The sequence below is a fragment of the Idiomarina sp. ST10R2A5 genome (assembly GCF_051842325.1).
In the GTDB taxonomy this organism is placed as follows: domain Bacteria; phylum Pseudomonadota; class Gammaproteobacteria; order Enterobacterales; family Alteromonadaceae; genus Idiomarina; species Idiomarina abyssalis.
Genome location: NZ_JBNIEX010000005.1, coordinates 156,388 through 177,202, shown reverse-complemented (window position 1 = coordinate 177,202; position 20,815 = coordinate 156,388). Strand labels below are relative to the sequence as shown.

The 20,815-nt window shown below is 47.8% G+C and carries 17 protein-coding genes; 5 read left to right on the top strand and 12 right to left on the bottom strand.

Annotation, left to right across the window (positions count from 1 at the left end):
- Positions 1–64 precede the first annotated feature (64 nt).
- Complete coding sequence (pepQ, locus tag ACP7FG_RS08580) at positions 65–1,381, top strand: Xaa-Pro dipeptidase (RefSeq protein ID WP_439226134.1); 1,317 nt, start codon at positions 65–67, stop codon at positions 1,379–1,381.
- Between the two features lie 5 nt (positions 1,382–1,386).
- Here the strand turns inward: pepQ and ACP7FG_RS08575 are convergent, their stop codons facing one another.
- Together ACP7FG_RS08575 and ACP7FG_RS08570 are read right to left on the bottom strand one after the other, a co-directional pair.
- On the bottom strand, positions 1,387–2,496 hold the full coding sequence (locus ACP7FG_RS08575; RefSeq protein ID WP_439226133.1) for an anhydro-N-acetylmuramic acid kinase: 1,110 nt from the start codon (positions 2,494–2,496) through the stop codon (positions 1,387–1,389).
- The gene (locus tag ACP7FG_RS08570; RefSeq protein WP_287816435.1) at positions 2,496–3,812 is read right to left on the bottom strand and encodes an OapA family protein; all 1,317 of its coding nucleotides are present in this window, start codon (positions 3,810–3,812) and stop codon (positions 2,496–2,498) included. The genes ACP7FG_RS08575 and ACP7FG_RS08570 overlap by 1 nt, the downstream gene beginning before the upstream one ends.
- Positions 3,813–4,024: 212 nt before the next feature.
- On the opposite strand from ACP7FG_RS08570, the gene tyrS reads away from it, so the two are divergent.
- Complete coding sequence (gene tyrS, locus ACP7FG_RS08565) at positions 4,025–5,230, top strand: tyrosine--tRNA ligase (RefSeq protein ID WP_439226132.1); 1,206 nt, start codon at positions 4,025–4,027, stop codon at positions 5,228–5,230.
- Positions 5,231–5,292: 62 nt separating this feature from the next.
- On the opposite strand, the gene ACP7FG_RS08560 is transcribed toward tyrS, so the two are convergent.
- Genes ACP7FG_RS08560 through ACP7FG_RS08530 form a run of 7 tightly spaced genes read right to left on the bottom strand, consistent with a single transcriptional unit; the run spans position 5,293 to position 13,922 of the window.
- Positions 5,293–7,293, bottom strand: a complete 2,001-nt coding sequence (locus ACP7FG_RS08560; protein ID WP_054489614.1) for a methyl-accepting chemotaxis protein — start codon at positions 7,291–7,293, stop codon at positions 5,293–5,295.
- 30 nt (positions 7,294–7,323) lie between these two features.
- Entirely contained in the window at positions 7,324–8,142 is an 819-nt protein-coding gene (locus ACP7FG_RS08555; protein ID WP_439226131.1) for a symmetrical bis(5'-nucleosyl)-tetraphosphatase, read from the bottom strand.
- 2 nt (positions 8,143–8,144) lie between these two features.
- Positions 8,145–8,519, bottom strand: a complete 375-nt coding sequence (gene apaG / locus ACP7FG_RS08550) for a Co2+/Mg2+ efflux protein ApaG (protein WP_054489610.1) — start codon at positions 8,517–8,519, stop codon at positions 8,145–8,147.
- Positions 8,506–9,357, bottom strand: coding sequence for a 16S rRNA (adenine(1518)-N(6)/adenine(1519)-N(6))-dimethyltransferase RsmA (gene rsmA / locus ACP7FG_RS08545; protein WP_439226130.1), 852 nt, complete (start codon positions 9,355–9,357; stop codon positions 8,506–8,508). The genes apaG and rsmA overlap by 14 nt, the downstream gene beginning before the upstream one ends.
- The gene (gene pdxA, locus ACP7FG_RS08540) at positions 9,350–10,342 is read right to left on the bottom strand and encodes a 4-hydroxythreonine-4-phosphate dehydrogenase PdxA (RefSeq protein WP_439226129.1); all 993 of its coding nucleotides are present in this window, start codon (positions 10,340–10,342) and stop codon (positions 9,350–9,352) included. Before pdxA ends, rsmA begins: the two co-directional genes overlap by 8 nt.
- Positions 10,339–11,637 (bottom strand): peptidylprolyl isomerase SurA, encoded by a 1,299-nt coding sequence (gene surA, locus ACP7FG_RS08535; protein ID WP_439226128.1) that lies wholly within the window; start codon positions 11,635–11,637, stop codon positions 10,339–10,341. The genes pdxA and surA overlap by 4 nt, the downstream gene beginning before the upstream one ends.
- A gap of 11 nt (positions 11,638–11,648) precedes the next feature.
- Complete coding sequence (locus tag ACP7FG_RS08530; RefSeq protein ID WP_439226127.1) at positions 11,649–13,922, bottom strand: LPS-assembly protein LptD; 2,274 nt, start codon at positions 13,920–13,922, stop codon at positions 11,649–11,651.
- 139 nt (positions 13,923–14,061) lie between these two features.
- Between ACP7FG_RS08530 and ACP7FG_RS08525 the strand changes: the two genes are divergently transcribed.
- Genes ACP7FG_RS08525 through djlA form a run of 3 tightly spaced genes read left to right on the top strand, consistent with a single transcriptional unit; the run spans position 14,062 to position 16,563 of the window.
- Complete coding sequence (locus ACP7FG_RS08525) at positions 14,062–15,066, top strand: aminoglycoside phosphotransferase family protein (RefSeq protein ID WP_439226126.1); 1,005 nt, start codon at positions 14,062–14,064, stop codon at positions 15,064–15,066.
- Positions 15,063–15,731, top strand: a complete 669-nt coding sequence (murU, locus tag ACP7FG_RS08520) for an N-acetylmuramate alpha-1-phosphate uridylyltransferase MurU (RefSeq protein WP_439226125.1) — start codon at positions 15,063–15,065, stop codon at positions 15,729–15,731. Before ACP7FG_RS08525 ends, murU begins: the two co-directional genes overlap by 4 nt.
- A gap of 1 nt (position 15,732) precedes the next feature.
- On the top strand, positions 15,733–16,563 hold the full coding sequence (gene djlA, locus ACP7FG_RS08515; RefSeq protein WP_054489597.1) for a co-chaperone DjlA: 831 nt from the start codon (positions 15,733–15,735) through the stop codon (positions 16,561–16,563).
- 10 nt (positions 16,564–16,573) lie between these two features.
- Here the strand turns inward: djlA and ACP7FG_RS08510 are convergent, their stop codons facing one another.
- Genes ACP7FG_RS08510 through rapA form a run of 3 tightly spaced genes read right to left on the bottom strand, consistent with a single transcriptional unit; the run spans position 16,574 to position 20,774 of the window.
- Positions 16,574–17,377 carry a DUF3530 family protein gene (locus ACP7FG_RS08510; protein ID WP_234972470.1) on the bottom strand — a complete coding sequence of 268 codons (804 nt, stop codon included), beginning with the start codon at positions 17,375–17,377 and terminating at the stop codon, positions 16,574–16,576.
- 26 nt (positions 17,378–17,403) lie between these two features.
- A complete protein-coding gene (locus tag ACP7FG_RS08505) occupies positions 17,404–18,060 on the bottom strand; it encodes an RluA family pseudouridine synthase (RefSeq protein WP_439226124.1) in 657 nt (218 codons plus the stop codon).
- Positions 18,060–20,774 (bottom strand): RNA polymerase-associated protein RapA, encoded by a 2,715-nt coding sequence (gene rapA / locus ACP7FG_RS08500; RefSeq protein ID WP_439226123.1) that lies wholly within the window; start codon positions 20,772–20,774, stop codon positions 18,060–18,062. Before rapA ends, ACP7FG_RS08505 begins: the two co-directional genes overlap by 1 nt.
- Positions 20,775–20,815: the final 41 nt, after the last annotated feature.

Genomic DNA, 20,815 nt, shown 5'->3' with positions numbered 1-20,815 from the left:
GAGCGGCTGAAAGTTTGCGCTTTTTCCGCTAGAATAACCTCACAATTTTTTGTGAGGTTTTTTTATGGGCGCGTACGCAGAACACATCAAGACAGTTTGTAACCGCTTTGATAAAGCGTTAGAAGACAATCAGTTTGAATCCGTTTTGGTTTACTCGGGGCAACCCCGGGTTGATTTTCTTGATGATAACGCGCCGCCGTACCGTGTTAACCCTCTGTTTAAATATTGGGTACCAGTTACAGAAAGCCCTAAAAGTGCGATTTTTTATCGCAAAGGCAGTCAGCGTCCTACTGTGTACTTGTTTCAGGCACGTGACTTTTGGCACGCTCCAGTTAACGTTCCGGAAGAAGAGTGGCAGCAGTATGTCGATTTAAAAATTATCGACGACTTAAGCATGTTGACCGAAGATTTAGGCAGTGACCTGGAACAGGCAGCCTTTATTGGAGAAGACTTTGCTCAACCAGCCAGTGACTGGAAAGTAAAAGCTCGTAACCCACAGGCACTGATTGATCACCTGCATTTCCACCGCTCGATAAAAACCGAGTGGGAAGTGGAAAATCTACGCGAAGCCAACCGTTTAGCAGCAAAAGCTCATGTTGCAGCCAAAGAAGCATTTTTTGCGGGTAAAAGTGAGCTGGAAATACACCATGCCTACTTAGGGGCTATCGACTTTCGCGAGTCACAAGTGCCGTATAACAGCATTGTTGCTCTGAACAGCCACTCAGCAATTTTGCACTATGATGTTTACGACACGGTTCCGCCTAAGCAAATTCGCTCGTTCTTGATTGATGCTGGCGCAAGATATCGCGGTTATTGCTCTGATATAACCCGCTCTTACGCTTATGAAGAAGGTTTCTACGCAGACTTAGTTGAAGCCATGGATAAGGCTCAGCAGGAGCTATTAAGCGAAATTAAGCCAGGCGTGAATTATTACGACCTGCATGTGTCAATGCATTTAAAAGTTGCGCAAATTTTAAGTGACTTTGAGTTTATTAAAGGTGATGCACAAAGCATTTACGACAAAGGTTACACCAGCGCCTTTATGCCGCACGGACTGGGCCACTTTATTGGTTTACAGGTGCACGATGTTGGTGGCTTCCTGAAAGACGATAAAGGTGACAGCTACGAGCGTAGCGAACGTCATCCATTCTTGCGTTTACTGCGGGACATTGAAGTGGGCCAGGTCTTTACTATTGAGCCGGGCTTATACGTGGTCGATCAGTTGCTGGAAGAGCACAAAGACAGTGCTGATATCAACTGGGATAAGGTGGATGAATTGCGTCCATACGGCGGTGTGCGTATTGAAGACAGTATCGTGGTTGGAGCCGATAGTAATGAGAATCTGACCCGCGATGCGTTTAAAGAATTGGGCGCTGAATAATACGTCTATTGATGCAGAACTTTAGAACCTAAAACAACCGGGTGGCTGGCTCCTGTAACTTCAGGCTGGTTACCCGGTTTTTTATGCTCATAGCACCAGCCTAGCCAGGCAAAGGCCATGGCTTCAACCCATTGCGGATCCACTCCCAGGCTCTCCGTGGTATTGCATTGAGCCGGCGCCAGTAGCTCTGCAAAGCGCTCCATGAGTAACGGGTTGTTCGTGCCTCCGCCGCAAAAATAAACCGCGTCGGGTTGTTGTGGTAGTGTTTTCAGAGCATCTTTGACAGTTATAGCCGTAAGTTCAACTAAGGTGCGCTGAACATCTTCAAAAGAAAGCTGCTTTTTCTCTAATAGGGGCTTAAGCCAGTCTAAGTTGAACTCTTCCCGACCCGTGCTTTTTGGGGCAGGCTTTGAAAAGAAGGGGTGCTGAAGTAACTGTTCTAACAGTGTAGCCTGAATCTCGCCTGCGCGAGCAAACTGTGCATCTTTGTCGAAACTCTCATTCGGGTAATGCTGCTGAACCCATTGGTCCAGCAAGGTATTGGCAGGGCCTGTATCAAAGCCGAGCACCTGGCCTTCTGGACCTAACCAGGTGACATTGGCTATACCGCCTAAATTAATGACAGCAATACTTTGCTTCTGATGCGCAAATACTTGCTTGTGAAAAGCCGGAACCAGTGGAGCTCCCTGACCACCGGCGGCGATGTCTTTGCGCCGGAAATCATAAATGACATCGATACCTGTGCTAACTGCCAAGCGGGCCGGGTCGCCAATCTGGCAGGTATAAGGGGTTTTAAAGTTGGGTTTATGGCGTACCGTTTGACCGTGACTGGCAATTGCGGTGATGCTTTCGGGTGTAAGTCGTGCCTTCACTAAAAGCGCTTTAACGGCTTGAGTGCAGTGTTCAGAAAACGCGACGTCCAGAGCTGCCAGCTCATCGGCTATCCAATTGTCGGTATGACTTATTTTAAGTAAACGAGAGCGGAGGTTTTGAGGTATTACCAGAGAGTAGCAGGCTTCCAGTTTAACCTGACCTTGAGCGTTTATCTGGACTAATGCCGCGTCAACAGCATCCATACTGGTGCCCGACATGAGTCCGATAAAACGCTGAGGCATTATCGCATCGCCAAATAAACGCGCTTGTTGTCGTTGAGTATTGCCATCACCTGATCCGCATGCTGGCGGAAAGACGGAAGTTCTGACTCAGCCAATGACTTGGCTTTGGGCAGCTCAACGGTACGCGGATTACGGTGCACGCCGTCGACAAGGAATTCATAGTGTAAATGAGCGCCGGTAACGCGACCTGTTGCTCCGACACGTCCAATGACCTGACCCTGCTTAACTCTGTCGCCATTTCTTACGTGTTTGCGACTAAGGTGCAAGTATTTGGTAACGTAGCGCTCACCGTGTTGAACAAAAATATAATTCCCGTTTAATGAGGTATAACCTGCGGCAATGACTTTACCATCTCCTGAAGACATCACCGGTGTTCCAGTCGAAGCCGCGTAATCAATGCCATTATGCGGTCGTACTCTACCGGTAACCGGGTGCAAGCGTCGAGGGTTAAAGCTCGAGCTGATGTAGGTGAAGTTTACTGGTGAACGCAAGAAAGTTTTGCGCATGGCACGTCCATTCGGTGTGTAATATTGACCGTTGTCGTGCAAAATCGCCTGAAAGTTTTCATCCCGGTTAACAAATTCTGCGGCTAAAATTTTGCCGTAACCGACAAATTCGCCGTCGACATAGTGAGTTTCGTAAAGCACGCTAAACTCATCGTTCTTGCGTAAATCTAAAGCAAAGTCGATATCCCAACCAAAGATATTAGCAATGCGCATAATTTGATTGTCAGTCAGTCCTGAATCTATGCCTGCGTTCCAGAAGCTTGAATCAATAACGGCGTGAGTAAACTCGGTACGAATCTCGACTTCTTTGGTTTCTACCTCTGCTACAAAGTTGTCGCTTTGACGAGTAATGATGAGAGTCTCGGTATCATTGATTTGATGTGCTAGCTGAACCAGCTCGCCTTCACCGTCAGTTGCGAAGCGCAATAAGTCGCCCGGGTGAACTTTACGCAAGTACTTAGCTTCGTCACCCGACTCGGTAACGCGATACAGCTGTTGAGCACTAAAGCCCACTTTACTGAATATTTTGGCCAGGCTGTCGCCGGACTTAACTTGATAAGTTTGCCAGGTAAGCTCGGAGCTTTCAGAATTTTCATTCGAGTTTGATTGCTCAAACGCCAGCTCCAATTGGTAGCGTTTGCCTGGCATTAACTGTTCCGCTGGCGTACTGTTCTTAGAAGCAGTCGCCGGTTCTGACGGAATGATCAGTAATAGCAGGAGAGCAACGCTGATCGCACTGATCAGAATTTTATGAGAATGCGGAAGTTGCAGGAACATCCGCTGAATTTGGGTGACAGATTTCAATGTCATATTTTAGCGCACTTCACTTTCTTTATTGTGATTATCCAGTAAACATTTGTCAGCAAACACGGGGTTTACCGCACCTGTTTACGACCACGGAATAACCTTATGGTTTCGAGGATAATACGAAAAAAAGAAGAATACCAGATTATTAAGCTTAAAACAGTGTTAATAATCGCGTAAAATGGCTGGTTTATCAGTTTTTACAGTTGGAGATGAGGATGAAAACCGAAGTGGCGGAAGCTATTGCCGAGATTACTCGCGGTGCCGAAGAAGTTTTACTCGAGCAGGAACTGGCTGAGAAATTAGCGAGTGGTAAGCCACTAATAGTGAAAGCTGGCTTTGATCCAACTGCCCCGGATCTGCACTTAGGCCACACGGTCTTAATTAACAAATTGAGAGTGTTTCAGGACTTTGGTCACAAAGTGGTGTTCCTGATAGGGGACTTTACCGGCATGATAGGCGACCCCACAGGCAAAAATGTCACCCGAAAGCCGCTGACCACTGAACAGGTTATTGCAAACGCTGAAACTTATAAAGAACAGGTTTTTAAGATTCTGGACCCCGCTAAAACGGAAATTCGCTTCAACTCTGAGTGGATGTCGAAAATGGGGGCTGCCGATATGATTAAGCTAGCTGCCCGTCAGACGGTCGCGCGTATGTTAGAACGTGATGACTTTAAAAAGCGTTACCAGAACAATCAGTCTATTGCGATTCATGAGTTTCTCTACCCGTTAGTACAAGGTTGGGACTCTGTTGAGCTAAAGGCGGATGTTGAGCTTGGTGGTACCGATCAGCGTTTTAACCTGCTAATGGGACGCGAGCTGCAAAAAGAAGAAGGGCAGCGTCCACAAACTGTCATTATGACGCCGTTACTGGAAGGCCTCGATGGCGTTCAGAAAATGTCGAAGTCATTAAATAACTATATTGGCATTACCGAATCCGCTAATGACATGTTTGGTAAAATCATGTCGGTATCTGATGAGCTTATGTGGCGTTACTTCCAGCTGCTCAGCTTCCGCTCCATAACGGAAATTGATGAATTGAAGGCAGCGGTAGCCGACGGTAAAAACCCACGCGATGTCAAAGTACTGTTGGCAAAAGAAATTATTGCACGCTTCCATTCTGAAGAAGACGCAGAGAAAGCGGAGCAGGATTTTATTCAGCGTTTCCAAAAGAATGCATTACCGGATGATATTCCGGAAAAGACGGTGCACGTTGGAACCGAGGGAATGGCTATAGGTAATGTGCTAAAGGAAGCCGGTTTAGTTCAGTCAACCTCTGAAGCGTTGCGGATGATAAAGCAAAATGCCGTTAAAGTAGATGGTGAGAAGTTCAGTGATGCGCGTTATGTGTGCACTGAGAAGGACTCAGGGGTCTATCAGGTAGGCAAGCGCCGCTTCGCAAAACTTAACTTAACGGCTTAATTGTTCAAGGTTTCAGACAATAAAAAAGGTGCCAGTTGGCACCTTTTTTTGTTTCCGTGCTTTTAGACTCTAAAGCTCTTGATTGAGTCCTGCAGCTCATCTGCCAGTTTCGCTACTTCGTTAGACGCCTGAGCGGTTTGTTTCGAACCAGAAGCGGTTTGTTCTGCAATAGAAACAATAGCTTCAAGACGTTCGCTGATATCGTGTGCGGTACTGCTCTGTTCTTTCGCAGCGTTCGCAATATGGTTACTGCTGTCAGAGGCCTGGTGGACTGACTCAGTGATTGACTGCAGTGCCTGAGCGGCTTCATCCGACTGTTGAACACTGAGTTCGGCTTGTTCGCGGCCCTTATTCATTACACTAACAGCGCGTTGAGAGTCGTTCTGCAAGCTTTCAATCATATCCTGAATTTCTTCGGTCGACTCCTGAGTACGGCTGGCCAGGGTACGAACTTCATCGGCAACAACAGCGAAGCCCCGACCTTGTTCACCAGCCCGAGCAGCCTCAATAGCAGCGTTCAGGGCAAGCAAGTTGGTCTGATCCGCAATACCGCGAATAACATCTAAAATACCGCCAATGTTTTTGCTGTTCTCTGATAACTGATCGATAACCTCGGAGGCACTCTGAATTTCGCGAGCCAGGCCTTCGATAGTGGTACGGTTTTTATCTGAAATTTCCCGTACGCGCTTGGCTTCGTCATCGGAGTGCTGAATTTCCTGAAGAGCCTGATCAGCGCCATCAGCCATTTCACTCGCTGTATTGTTCATTTCTTGGGTGGCTGTTGCCACTTGCTCTATTTGACGGCGCTGCTCATCAATCGCGTTCGTTGTTTCGTCAGAGACATTGGAGGACTCTTCCGCCGCTGTCGCTAATTGAGTCGCGCGGTTAGCGATACCTTCAATAAGTTTACGCAAATTGCCGGTCAGCTTGTTCGTGTTTGATGCCAGTTCACCAAACTCATCCTGAGCGTTGTAGTCGACTCGCTCAGTCAGGTTACCGTCGGCCATAATATTCAGCATATGGTTAACACGAGACAATGGCTGACTGATACTGCGTACGGTATACCAGGAAATTAAAATGGCCAGTGCAATTGAAACAACCGTAATAATGCTGTTTATCCAGCTGCTGGTTGAAATTGAATCTGTCACAGAAACTCGTGTGTCTTCAGCAATGCCACGAACCGCATTCTGCAACTCATCAGTTTCTGTCATTAACTTATTCAGCTGGGTTTGTGAACTATTCAGTGAGTTTTCCGCGTCTACGCGAAGTTGTTGACGGCGAATGACATTTGCGGGATAGGAACCATTACCCTGCAGACTGTCGATGGCATTACGAACGGTCGTGATAGCGTCACTAACCATTGTCTCAGTTCTGCCGGTTGCCTCGTTCTCTAAAACTTCTAAGCGGGGACGGATACTGTCAATATTAATATCAATTTCACTGCGAATAACTTCGGCACTGTCTAGTTTGTTGGCTTTGTTTAAGTCGTACATCAAGGTGATGAGGCTCGACAGCGAGGACTCAACATTACTGGCTTCGCGTGAGATAACTTCGTTGTTAGACATATCCATGGTGTCTAGCAGCATTATAGCAGCGTCATCGATATTGAATGCAATTTCATCCAACTGAGAAGCTGTTGTGGTTTGAAGTTCCAGGTATTCGCGTTGCTGATTGAATAAGCGGTCGATTAAGTCGACATACTTCTGAGAGTCCTTTTCAATAGCATCAATTCTGTCGCCTTGACCGGCGCCCTGAATTAATCGGTTGAGTTCGTTCAAGGAAGAAAAAAGCGAACTACGGGATGCTTCAAATTCTTTTCTGTGAGCATCGACCTCGCCAACTTTTTCATCATAGAAAGTTTCTAATTGCACGCTGCCCAATTCAAGAATATCCACTTTGACGGCAGCTACTTCATTGAGCGCGGGCACGGCCTGGTCGTTGAGATTATCAACCGATGAGCCAATGCTGTTGATATTAAACAACGAGCTTAAGCTAATGATGAGTAACAGCAATGTAATGATGGCAAAACCACCAATGACTCGCATGGCAACAGTAATTTTCATGAAACTTTCCTCAGCACTGCATGATTATTATCACTTCCCGGACAAAGCCGGTTGATGAAAGAATGTCTTACTTTCAACGTTATATAACGTCATATGCTGACCCCAGACACAGCCAGTATCGAGCGCTATTACATCTTGACGTCGGGTTTCACCCATTAACGCAGCCCAGTGTCCAAATATTACGCGATTATCGGATTCAGGCCAAAAGTTAAACCATGGCTTAAACGAATCCTGCGATGAACTTTGATACGGATTATCTTTTTTAGAAAATTCGAGTTCACCATCCGGGCTGCAGTAACGCATTCTGGTAAATGCGTTCACTATAAAACGGTATCGGTCGAATTCTTGCAGACTTGAGTCCCATTTTTCAGGAGTGTTGCCAAATAGTTCGCGCATGAAGCTCTCAAACTGAGTGCCGACAAGAACATTCTCGACTTCGTTAGCGTACTGAGCTGCTTCTTCCAGCTTCCACCAAGGGTAAATTCCGGCATGAGCTATGACCGTTTCATGACTTTTTAGCTGTTGTAGCAAGGGCTGCTGACGCAGCCAGTCTAGCCAACTGAAACGTTCGCTATCAGCAAGTAAGGTGTCGAGTTTATCCTTCGGGTTTGGCTTGCGGTAGCCGAGTAATACGGCCATTAAGTTTAAGTCGTGGTTGCCTAATACAGTATGCACTGAACGGCTGTTTTGATAGAAGAACTTGAGAGCATCACGAGAGTCCGGACCGCGCGCAACAATATCCCCAACGCACCATAGAGTATCGTTTTCTGGGTTAAAACTGACTTTGGTTAGCAGAGCTTCAAGTTCGCGGAAGCAGCCTTGGATATCTCCAACAATGTAATGGCTCATAGTTAATGAATAATATTAGGAATAGCCAACCGGAATGAGGGAATCGGTGTTTTAAACTGCTCGCCCTGGGCATCTATCATCAAATAATGACCTTCCATAGTACCAATAGGTGTTGCCAGGACCGTACCGCTCGTATAGCTAAAAGACTCTCCTGCCTCAAGCTTCGGTTGTTGACCGACAACACCGTCACCAGCTACCCGGGTTATTTTACTGTCTGCATCAGTAATTCGCCATTCACGGGCAAGCAATTGTACCAACTGACTGGATTCATTGGTTATGGTTATCGTATAAGAAAACACGTACTGGCCGGCATCAGGGTTCGACTGCGCCGCTAAATATTGCGTTTTTACATCAATTTCAATTTTACTGACTGTCATTCTTTTCCGCTTGTTCTGTGAGCCAGTCCGATATTCTGCAGTAGTCATCCACCGATAACGTCTCTGGTCTGGCGCCAGGATTAATGCCAAGCGCTTCGAGTTGCTCTGCAGGAACCAGCTGTTTTAAGTTGTTACGTATTGTTTTACGGCGTTGATTGAATGCTGTCAAACATAAGCTGTGTAGCTGAGCTTTGTCTTTCACCGGGTGGGGGCTGTCTTTGTATGGCTCTAAACGAACGACGGAAGACTCAACTTTAGGCGGCGGTGTAAAGGCTGACGGTGGAACCGAAACTACAGGTGTTACTCTGCAGGCTTGTTGCACGCCGACGCTAATTCGACCATAGCTTTTTGAGCCGGGTTCTGCAGCCAGGCGATCCACAACCTCTTTTTGCAGCATAAAGTGCATGTCCTGTATGTGCTCTGCAAATTTTAGCAGGTGGAAAATCAAAGGCGTCGAAATATTGTAAGGTAAATTACCGAATACTCTTGCCTGCGCTTTCTCTGCAAACTGGCTAAAGTCGATGCTTAATGCATCTCCCTGTATTACTTCGAGTTTCGCACTTAAAAAAGGATGGTGCTGAAGACGCTCAACCAGGTCTCGGTCAATTTCAATGACCTTCAGATGGCCGGCGCGATCCACTGTGGGTTCGGTTAAAGCTGCTAGCCCCGGACCAATTTCAATGAGGTTTTCACCAGCTTGAGGGTTAATGGCATCAACTATCTGTTCAATAATGTGCTCATCGTTCAGAAAGTTCTGACCAAACCGCTTCCGTGCACGGTGCCCCAGATGGGTTTTGCTCCCGCCTGAGTGTCTACTCCCATTTTGGTTTTTACTCATAGTACGCTGCTCTTGCCATATCGATAGCGGTTTTCATTGCCAGTCGACAACTACCGTCATTTATTTTACCTGTTCCAGCCAGTTCAAGGGCTGTACCGTGGTCCACAGAGGTTCGTATATAAGGTAGACCCAGGGTGATATTTACCGCTTGACCGAAGCCCTTATATTTTAGCACGGGGAGTCCCTGGTCATGATACATAGCAACTACTGCACTGGCGTCTTCCAGGTATTTGGGCTGAAAGATAGTGTCCGCCGGGTAGGGGCCATGTAGGTTCATACCCTGTTGCTTCAGATGCTCTATGACTGGAGATATAGTCTCAATCTCTTCACGGCCCAAGTGTCCGGACTCTCCGGCATGAGGGTTTAAACCACAAACCAGAATTTTTGGGTAGGACTCACCAAATTTCTTGCTCAGGTCGTTATGCAGAATCGTTAAAATGTTGCTCAGGCGCTCTTTAGTCACTGCTTTTGCAACATAGGCTAAAGGGATATGAGTCGTTACCAAAGCAACGCGTAAGCCTTCGGTGGCCAGCATCATCACAACATCATTGCAGTTGGCTTCGTGGGCTAAAAACTCTGTGTGTCCCGAGAAAGCAACGCCTGCCTGGTTAATTACGCCTTTATGCACCGGACCTGTGACGATTGCATCGAACTCGCCTGCAAGGTTGCCATCGGAGGCTCGCTTTAAACAGTCCACTACGTAATGACCGTTAGATACAGATAGCTGACCGGCAGTGACTTCTTCGCATACAGGGATGTGCTCAACCCATAAATGGCCAGGCTGGTGTTCTGGCACGTCCTCACCTTTACGATAGCGATGCAAAGTAATGGGCAGGTTGAGTTGCTCAGCGCGCTGTTTTAATAAGTTTTTGTCGGCACAGACAATCACAGCAGCCGGCCAGGGCTGCTGTGCAATTTTTATAATCAGATCCGGGCCTATACCTGCCGGCTCACCCGGTGTAAAAACTAGTGTCGGTAGACTCACTCGGCAACTCTTCTGACATAGGCCTGATCACGTTTTTCCTGTAGCCAGTTATCTAACTCTTCGCGGAACTTCCGACTGAAAAGCATTTGATAAGCTCGTTCTTGTTTGCTTTCTTCAGTGGCGTCCTGAGTTCTGCGTTCAGTAACTTCCACGATGTGCCAGCCAAACTGAGTACGGAAAGGCTCGCTTATGGTGTTTGCTTCAATGGTTTCAACTTTTTGCTTGAATTCTGGTGCGTATTTGTCAGGGCGTGCCCAGCCTAAATCACCGCCGCGCGAGGCTGAACCTGGATCCGCTGAGTGCTCTCGGGCAAGTTCGGCAAAAGTTTTTTCGCCATTGGCAATTTGCTCACGATAGTTGTTGAGCATTTCTTTTGCTTTATTGTCCGACAAGATAACTGATGGTTTTACTAAAATATGTCGAGCTTTGACTTCCTGGACTTCTACAGTTTGTTCGCCACGTTTGTCCTGAACTTTTAGAATGTGAAAGCCAATACCGCTACGAATAGGGCCAACAACTTCGCCAACGGGTTTTCCGTCGACGGCTTCAGCAAATAGTGTCGGCATACTGTTCGCTGTCATCCAGCCCATATCACCACCTTCTAAAGCAGCAGAGCCTGATGAAGAGCGTACAGCCAGATCAGAAAAGTCACGCCCTTTTTCAAGAAGGCTTAAAACGGCATCAGCACGTTCTTTGGCTTTTTCAAGTTCAGCTTGCGAAGCATCGGAATCCGCCGCGATTAATATTTGAGCCAAGCGGTACTCTTCCTGAACTTCCTGATTATTATCAATGAGTTTTACCAGGTTATTTATTTCCTGAGGCGTAATTGCAACTCGTTGTCGCACGGCAGCTCTTTGAACTTGCTGAATAACAATTTCATTACGGACATTTTCCCGGTACGAAGCCCAGCTCATGCCGTTATTGACCATCTCTTCGCGCAGCTCAGCAACAGTGATGTTTTGATTGTTGGCGATGTTGCTAATGGCTTGCTCAAGTTGACCGTCATCGACTTCTATGCCCATGCGGTCAGCCATCTGAAGCTGAATTTCCTGTAATATTAAACGTTCAATTGCCTGAGTTTCCAAAACCTCATCGGAAGGGGCATTACCATTATTAAAGTTTTGACTGTTTTTTACTTGCCGAACCAGATGATCAATTTGGCTTTGCAGAACCACGCCTTCGTCAACAATAACGACGACACGATCCAGAATCTGTTGAGCCTGAACGCTATTATTCAGCAAAAGGGACGATGCTATCAGCACTGCTGCTGAACAAAACATTGCAATTTTTTTCATTATACCTACCACTAGTTACTGAGATAAAAAGGACGGCGGTAGCCGTACGTACTTTTCTCAAGCATGTTAATTAGACCACTGTTATCAGAAGCTAATCCACTGATAATAAATTGTATACTAATGCCGTTGTCAAACTGTGTGTCGCCGTTTATCTGGTTCGCACTAAATGCTGGCTCGAGATCACGGTTTATACGTCGGTAAGCACTAACTCGTAATGCCCAGCAACAACTGCTGTATTGGACGCCCACCATAGCATCATTTAAACGGTCATGTGTGAGATCGTAAAAGACATTTGCAGCTACTTGCCAACGCGAACTAGCCGACCAAACTGCTTGTGTTCCAACCTGCTCTATATCGTTATTCAAAATATTTGTTGCTGTGCGGTGACTCACTTGTACCAGGTTCGAATCGTCTTTGCGAAACTCTATCGCGGTCTGACTCTTACGGGTGCTGTTAAGTTCCGTATCGTACTGAATTGAGCTGCGCAACGACCAGTTCTCATCAACCGCCCAGTTTATGTCAGCCACCCACTCACTGTTACTGGAAGTCGTGGTTTCTTCATTAGCGGCGAACAGCTGCGTGCGACTGTCTTCAATGTTGTATATTTGACCAAGACTGGCGCGTAGCATTTCACGTTCATTCTGAGTGAACAAGCTGCTACTGATTCCGTAAGTTACCTGGTTGGCCTCTGCTATACGGTCCAGACCTGAAAACCGACGGCTACGGAATAGACCATGATAGTCGTCCTGTAACAGCGAAGTGTCGTAAATACCGATGTCTTGTTGGTTTTCATAGGGCACGTAAAGGTATTGAATTTGCGGCGATAATGTTTGACGGTATTGCTCATTGCCAATTTCAACAGACCTTTCCAGGTGCATACGGGCTCTGACCCGTGCTCTTGGCAACGTCCGTGTGACATTTTCCGCAATTGCACTGTCAGGACTTTCCTGCCAGTAGCGCGTATAAAGATAAGACAGCTCCGCTTCGGTATCGAAGGCCGGCTTTTCATAACGATATCTTAGGCTCGGTTCAATATGGGCACGGGTAGCGTATTCGCGTGATTGGTCCTGATTCTGAAAATAAGTCAGTTCGTTATAAATACCTGCACTGAAACCATGAAGAGTCTTTGCGCTATAGTCCACGCTCAATTGCGGAAGTGTCCGGTAGGGGCTTCGGTAATCACCTATCAGCTCATAGTCTTCAGTCCGCAGCTGAGCGGTCCAGTTATCGTTATCGTAGTCCAGCTGTGCGACACGGTATAAATGAGTATCGGCTCTGCCAGCGAAGTCACTGCCAAAGTCGTTTAAATAATTGTCGTCGCTAATTTCGGTGGCATCCAGGTAAAAGCTTAGGTCCGGATTAATCTGCGCTGCATGCTGAACATGCCAAAGGTAACGCTTTTTATTTTCGATGCGGGTATCGTCATTACCTAAATACTCTAAATTGAATTGTCCGGCATTTTGCCCAAATAGATAGCGATACTCGCTTTTCAACATAGTGCCGCGTTCGGACATATAGACTGGCGCTATAGTGGCATCCATATTGGGTGCAATATTAAAGTAATAAGGGATTTCTACTTCAAAGCCACTGTTAGATGATGAGTCAAAAGTAGGGTAAAGCAGCCCGGTCTTTCTCGCGTCACTTATAGGAAAGTTAAAGTAAGGCAAATAAAGAATGGGCACGTCGAATAGCTCGAAACGGGCATGCCAGGCTTCCCCGAAATCGCTGGTTTCATTAATTTGAATACGCTGCGCGCGTAATTGCCAGGCTGGTGAATCTCCGGGACAAGTGGTAAAGCTTGAGTCCTGCAATAGCACCTCTTGTCGAGATAAAGACAGACGTTCAGCATGACCCCGGGCATTATGATCCTGCAGACGATAATCGCTATTATAAAGCTCTGCTCTGTCTTCATTCAGGTCGAGAAATAAAGAATCGCCTGTGACGTTAAGGTAGCCGTCACTAAAGGTAATACCGTCAGAGGCAATAATTTCTCCTTTTTGCTGGTCGACTGTCGCTTTTGATGTGGATAGCCATTGCCCATCACGGTGAATGATAACGTTACCGGTAAAGTACGCCTTCTCATCTGCAAAAATTTCGGCGCTGCGCGATTCAACGCCAATAGTGCCTGCTTCAGTTTGCTGCAGTTGCACTGAACCAATTACATTTTCTGCGGGCCGGGAAGCCTCACAAGCCATGCCTTGTTGCACGTTTTGATTTTGTAAAGCCGCTAGCGCATCGCCAGTAAACGACAGTAGCATCAGCGGAGTAATAAACCTTAGCAGCAATTGAATCTTCCGTTCGTTGTTATTAAATGCATTTATTCTGTTTTGCAGCGCGAGGGTATAATAAAGCAATTTTGTTTGTTTCGCTATTTGGTACACTGCTAGTTTTAAGGCTTTGCGACAAAATTTGGTGGAGGATAATTTGGAAGACAAACGAGAAGTGGCTCTGCAGGCTTGGTGCGAAGCCCAGACCGGGGTTCCCCAGCCGACTTTAGAGGTTGTGTCCGGCGATGCCAGTTTCCGTCGTTATTTTCGGGCAACTGACGGAAAGGAAAGCCTGATAGCGGTTGACTGTCCACCGGAAAAAGAACCTATGGAACCTTTTTTGGCGGTTGCACAAGCGTACGCTGATGCTGGCGTTACTGTGCCTGAAATTATCGCAGCCGATACCGAGCAAGGTTTTATGTTGCAGTCAGATTTCGGCCAGATTTTGTTGCTCAGTAAGCTGCACCCTCGTAATGCCCGGCAGTATTACCGGCAAGCTTTAGCTGCTTTGCCGAATATTATGTCAGTACGCAGTACCGAGTTAGGTGAATTGCCTGCGTTCGACACGGCTTTGCTCAAACGCGAGTTGTCGTTGTTTAAAGACTGGCTGCTCCAGACTCACTTAAACCTTAACTGGAATAATGAAGACCAGGAAATTTGGCAGCAATTCAGCCAGCAACTTATTGATAATGCACTGGAACAGCCTCAGGTTGGGGTGCACAGAGATTACCACTCACGTAATTTAATGCTGCTGGATGACGACAGCATTGGGGTTATTGATTTTCAGGATGCGGTGCTGGGACCGGTCACCTACGATGCGGTCTCGCTGTTACGAGACTGCTATATTGAGTGGCCCGATGAATGGGTGGCTGAACTGGGTGAGGGCTTGCGGCAAAGGCTCGTTCAGTCAAACCATTTGGCAGCTCAGATCGAGCCTGAACAATGGCAGCATTGGTTCGACTGGATGGGCTTACAGCGTCATACTAAGGCCGCTGGTATCTTCGCCCGCCTGGCTCATCGTGACCACAAGCCGGGCTACTTGCAAGACGTGCCCAGAACTTTAGGTTATTTACAGCGAGTAAGCGCTAACTATTCACAGTTGTCAGATTATAACCAATGGCTGGAAAAACGCGTCATACCGGCCTGGAAGGAAGCAAAGTGAGAGCAATGATCTTAGCCGCTGGCCGAGGCAGTCGCATGCGGCCTTTAACCGATAATCAGCCTAAACCTTTGCTACCCATAGCGGGTAAACCGTTGTTGGCTTATCACTTAGAAAAGCTGGCGCAGGCCCGCGTGAATGAGGTTGTTATTAATCATGCCTGGCACGGGGAGCAAATTGAGAGCTTTGTTGGTGACGGCAGTCGGTGGGGGTTACAGGTATCTTTTTCCGCAGAACCGGAAGGTGGGTTGGAAACTGCCGGTGGTATTATTAAAGCCTTGCCCCTATTAGGTGACGAACCTTTCTGGGTCATTAACGGAGATATTTGGACCGACTGGGACTACCGTGAGCTGCCGACTCAACTGGAAACGGAACAGTTGGCGCATTTGATCATGGTTAAAAATCCTGCTCATCATCCTGAGGGCGACTTTGCTTTAGAAAATGGCCTGTTGGTTAATGACGGAAGTGAGCGCAAGACGTTTTCCGGTATTGGCTTATACCGAAAAGAGCTGCTGGAACCATACCCTCAGGGCAAGCAGCCACTTAAAACCTTCTTTGACCGGGCAATAAATCAAAGCAGGTTAGCAGCAAGCTATTGGGATGGGCACTGGACCGACGTAGGGACCCCTGAGCGGCTGCATCAACTTAACCAGCAGTTGGAGAAATAACATGGTTTGGGGAAAAGTTGTAGGAGCCTTGGCGGGTTTTGCATTTATGAAATGGCCGGGCGCTATTTTAGGCGTTCTGATTGGCCATTGGTTTGATCGGGGAATGGCTCAGGACTTTTCCCAAAAAGGCGCCTGGGGACGCTTTTTATACGGTGCAGAGAAGGCTGCCGGGGATGCCAACTTCATTTACACCTTGTTTGCTGTAATGGGCCATGTTGCCAAGGCAAAAGGAAAAGTAACAACCAGTGACATTGCGCAGGCGCAGGAGCTTATGCGGCGCCTGAACTTAAGTTCTGATGCTACTCGTGAAGCGCAGGAAGCGTTCAGAGAAGGTAAAGAACCGACATTTCCTTTGCAGCAGGTCATGAAAGATTTTAGTGCGTCCTTTTACGGCAACCGGGATGTCTTGCAGCTTTTCATGGAGCAGTTAATTGGTCTGGCATTGAATGACGGAATTCTGGAAAAGTCGGAGCATGAAGTGCTGGTTAACGTTGCTAAGTCTCTGGGCTTTACGCGCTTTCAGTTAGACCAATGGTTAATGATGGAAAAAGCGGCTTTTCGTTTTCATCAGCATCGCCGTCAGCAGCATCAACAACAGCGTAAAACCACCAGTCAGGATGAAATTAACAACGCCTATGAAGTGCTTGGGGTGACCGCCCAGAACAGTAACGCTGAAATTAAAAAGGCTTATCGTAAACTTATGGCCCGACATCATCCGGACAAGCTGGCATCGAAAGGCTTACCTGAAGAAGTCATGAAGCAGGCTCAGCAACGGGCGCAGGATATTCAGGCGGCTTATGAAAAAATCAAAGAAAAGCGGGATATTCGTTAAAAGATTGCTGCTAAAAGCCGTGAAACTCAAGCCAGCCTTTTATGGTTGAGATTAACTCACGCTGCCCGGCATTCCCGGAGTTGATAAGTTGTCGCTGCCGGTAAGCCGGGTGCTGATATTTACTCGCCAGCTTTTTGCGCAGTTGCCAGTGCTTGCTTATCCATTGATTACTCTCAGCACTGCGAATATCCAGAACCGGCAGTTGTGACTGACTAATACGGTCGGCAAGAGCGCGGTTATACTGAAATTGCGGAACATAAGCATTAATCAGGACGATAGCATCCGGCATTATCGACGGATCACTTTCTAACAGTCGCAAAGTAATATCCGCTGTAATACCTTCAACCACCCACACTGAGAAGCCCGGCCGGCTTAAGGTCTCGTCCAGAAGCAGTGTCATGCGTTGTTGCAAGGCGCCAACCAGAGGCTCGAAGACCTCTTCATCAGCTGCTTCAGGAAAGTGTGTGGCACTGGCGGGGGTCTGCAGATTGTCCGTGCGTATGTCATTTTCCGGCGGAGTGAGCGCCCAGGTGGTCCAGCCAAAATCCGGTGCGTTTTCATACACCGGGCGAATATAAAAAGACTGCAATGGATGATAGTGCCAGTCGGGTATAAGCACGATTTGACCGCGCTCAAAAGCCTGTAGGTATTCTTTCTTTAAAACCAAATAGCGTTGGTCGTCATTACCGGACAACCAGTGTAGCTGGTCTTGCGGTAAATAACGTTGTAAGTCGTCCTGGCTGACTGCGGGACTGATACACAGTGCCGCGAGTAGCAATAATGAATAACGCTTCATGCAGCTTATATCGGCCACAGCGGCGTCAGCTTGAGCGCAAAGTGTTAAAACGGAACCGGGCTATGAAAGGCTATAGGTTGTTCAGTTTGTGGGTGTGTTACGCAAAGGTCCTCAGCATGCAGCAATAAGCGTTCAGCGGTAGAAAACGCCTCACTGTGCGCATAGAATTTATCGCCTAATATCGGGCAGCCAATGGCCTGCATATGAACTCTAAGCTGGTGCGAGCGGCCAGTGTATGGGGTCAGTTCAACACGACTACACTTGCCGTCAAATTCACTCACCCGGTAGAAGGTCGTACTTGGTTTGCCGGTGAAAAAATCCATATGCTGGCGCGGGCGATTCGGCCAGTCGCAGGAAAGCGGGAGTTCAACTTCGCCCTGTGAAGCAGGTAGTTCCCCCCATACCTTGGCAATGTATTTTTTGTGGGTTGTGCGGTCCTGAAATTGTTTGTTCAGGTGGCTTTGTGCGGCTTTGGTTTTTGCCAGTAACAAGATACCGGAGGTGGCCATGTCTAACCGGTGAACCACTCTAACTTCCGGGTGTACCCGCTGCACTCGAGTATAAGTGGAATCTTTATGCTCTGGCCGCTTGCCCGGAACACTCAGTAATCCGCTGGGTTTATCAACCACCAATAACTGAGCGTCTTCATAAATAACTTGAAGAAATGGCGTTGTTGGTGGCTCATAGTGAAGCAGCGTCATTAATGGTTGTTCACCAAAATGCGAACAGCCTGTAGCGACAACTGCGGACTTTCCAGTGCCGCTGTAATCTGCTCTTCGCGCCAGTTTATAGCTTCTATTTCACTGCTGCGTACCGACGGGTTTTTCTTCTGCAAGTCGAGCAGTCGTTGGCGTTCATGTTGCAGTGCCGCTGTAGCCTCTTGTCTTACCTGCTCCAGTTGCTCTTGCTGCCATTTGCGTGCTTGTTGTTGGCCTGACTGGATAAGCTTTTGCGCTGCATCTCTTAGCTGGCGCAATACCTGACGGGCGGTTTTCTTATCAATGAAGTTAGACTGCTGATCCAGTAGCTCGCGCGATACTTTGGCAGAGAGCTCCTGACCCTGACCATTAAACAGAAGCCGCAGGCTTTGCAGTGGGCAAAACTCCTGTAGGGCCGCGGCTTTAGGCGCAGGAACTATGCTGGCAAAGTCTAATTCAAGGAACCAGCTGCCAGCCGGAATTGCCGGGTTTTTTAACTCGGCCACACAAGTACTGCCAAAATCATCAGCAGTCAGCAACTCGAGCGCCGCTTGTACCATCGGGTGATCCCAGCTCAGAAAGTCGGTATCTTCAAGGTTCAGCGCGGTAACCCTGTCAAAGGTTATGGTAATACCGTCGTCAGGCAAACCAGGCAGACTGCCAACACGCATGTGTTCTCCCGGGCGAATAAACCAGCGTTCCTCATCCAGAACTTCGTTATTAACACCAAAACGGTCAAAGAAGGCAATCATGAAATCGGCGAGCGTATCGGTATCGCTGTCGCTATGAATTTGCTCTATGATTTTTTCTGCGGTTTCCGGGCGACAAGCATTGAGTGCCTGCAGCTTGTCCTGACCTTCCCTGTTGTGCTCCAGCCAGGTTTTGTGCAGCTCTTTTGTCTGCTCTAATAGCTCAGAACTTAAAGGCTGCTGTTCAGTAATAGCCTGCTCAATTTCAGCGCCGAAAGCGTCGTACAGTTTACGGCCTATCGCATTACACTGAGTGAAGGCATTCATTCCCTGCTCGTACCATGGCAGCAATATAGCTTCGGCAGAGCCTCTACAATAAGGCAGGTAAATATCAATGTCCTGCTGCTGGCCAATACGGTCTAAACGACCAATACGCTGTTCCAGCAAGTCAGGGTTGGCTGGTAAGTCGAATAAGATCAGTTGATGCACGAACTGAAAATTGCGGCCTTCACTGCCAATTTCTGAGCACAGTAGGATAGGGCTGCCATCTTCTTCGCTCGCAAAAAAGGCGGCAGAACGGTCTCGTTCGGTCAGCGTCATTCCTTCATGAAAGGTGGCCGCGTGCACACCTGCGAGTACGCGCAGAGCTTCAGACAAATCCAGCACTTGCTCCGCAGTTTTACAGATTAGCAGCGCTTTTTCTGAGCGGTTTTGCTTAATGTGCTCCAATAACCAGTCAATACGCGGATCTTCCATCCACCAGGGCATGTCTTCATCGGGTTCGCACTCGTCCAGTTCTACCGGATGAAAATGGCGTTCAGGGAAGCCGCCGATATCGGCCCGACGGTTACGAAACATAACGCGCCCTGTGCCGTGTTTATCGAGCAAGTCATCAAGCTCTGCCGGGTCAGTCACAGACTCCGCCTGTTCCGCTAACTCTTTGTAGTGCGCCTGTTCTTGCTGGAAACTGGCAAAGTCGGAGAACCTGTCCGGGTCCAGCAACTGCAGTCGCTGGAAATGTCCCTCAGCACCTTCTTGTTCTGGTGTTGCCGTTAGCAGCAGCAAACTGGGCACAGCTTCGCAAAGGTCTTTTATGGCGCTGAATTCAGGAGCATCCGGTTGCAGATGGTGGGCTTCATCAATAATCAGCAGATCAAATTCCGCATCGAGTAAGGCCTCATTCCAGCGTGACTCATGCATAAACCGACTACTGATAATAATGTGTTGTTCGGTCAGAAAAGGATTTTCACTGTCGGCTTCCGCTTGCTCACAACGTTCATCATCAAACAGGGTAAAGTTCAGTGCAAAGCGGCGACGTAGCTCCACTAACCATTGGTGCATAAGAGACTCAGGCACAACAATGAGTGCGCGCTGCGAGCGGCCGGTGGTCAGTCGGCGTTTAATGATCATGCCGGCTTCAATGGTTTTTCCTAAGCCCACTTCGTCGGCCAAAAGCACGCGTGGGTGATAGCGATCAGCGACCGTCTTAGCAATATACAGCTGATGCGGCAGCAAATGGGTACGAACGCCTAATAAGCCGGCCACCTCGCTTGCCTGGTGATGCGCCAAATGTTCACCAGCCTCACAGCGCAATTGATACATATCGAGTCGGTCGGCCTGACCAGCAAGCAAACGAGTTAATGCCGGATTACTGTCAACTTGATGCGAGAGTTGAGTTTCAGGAACAACAACTGACTCCTGGTTGTCATCACGCAGTCCGTGGTAAGTCACAATACCCTGCGACTCAGTCAGCTCCTGAATAGTAAAGCTCCAGCCGTCGGCGTGCTTACCTTGCTGTTGAACTTGCAACTGATATCGAGCAAGAGGCGCATCCTGAGCAGAGTACAGTCGCACTTCACCGGTGGCAGGGAACATCACGGTTAAGTGACGACCTTCGGCCTGAGTTATCATACCCAGCCCTAACTCGGTTTCAGTTTCACTGAGGTAACGTTGTCCAACTCTAAACTCGCTCACTACACACTCCCGCATGCCATTTTCTAAGGCCGCAATGGTACTTAATTCAGTCACCAATTCCGAGGAAAAATTTATTTCTGTAACCGTTATGTCAT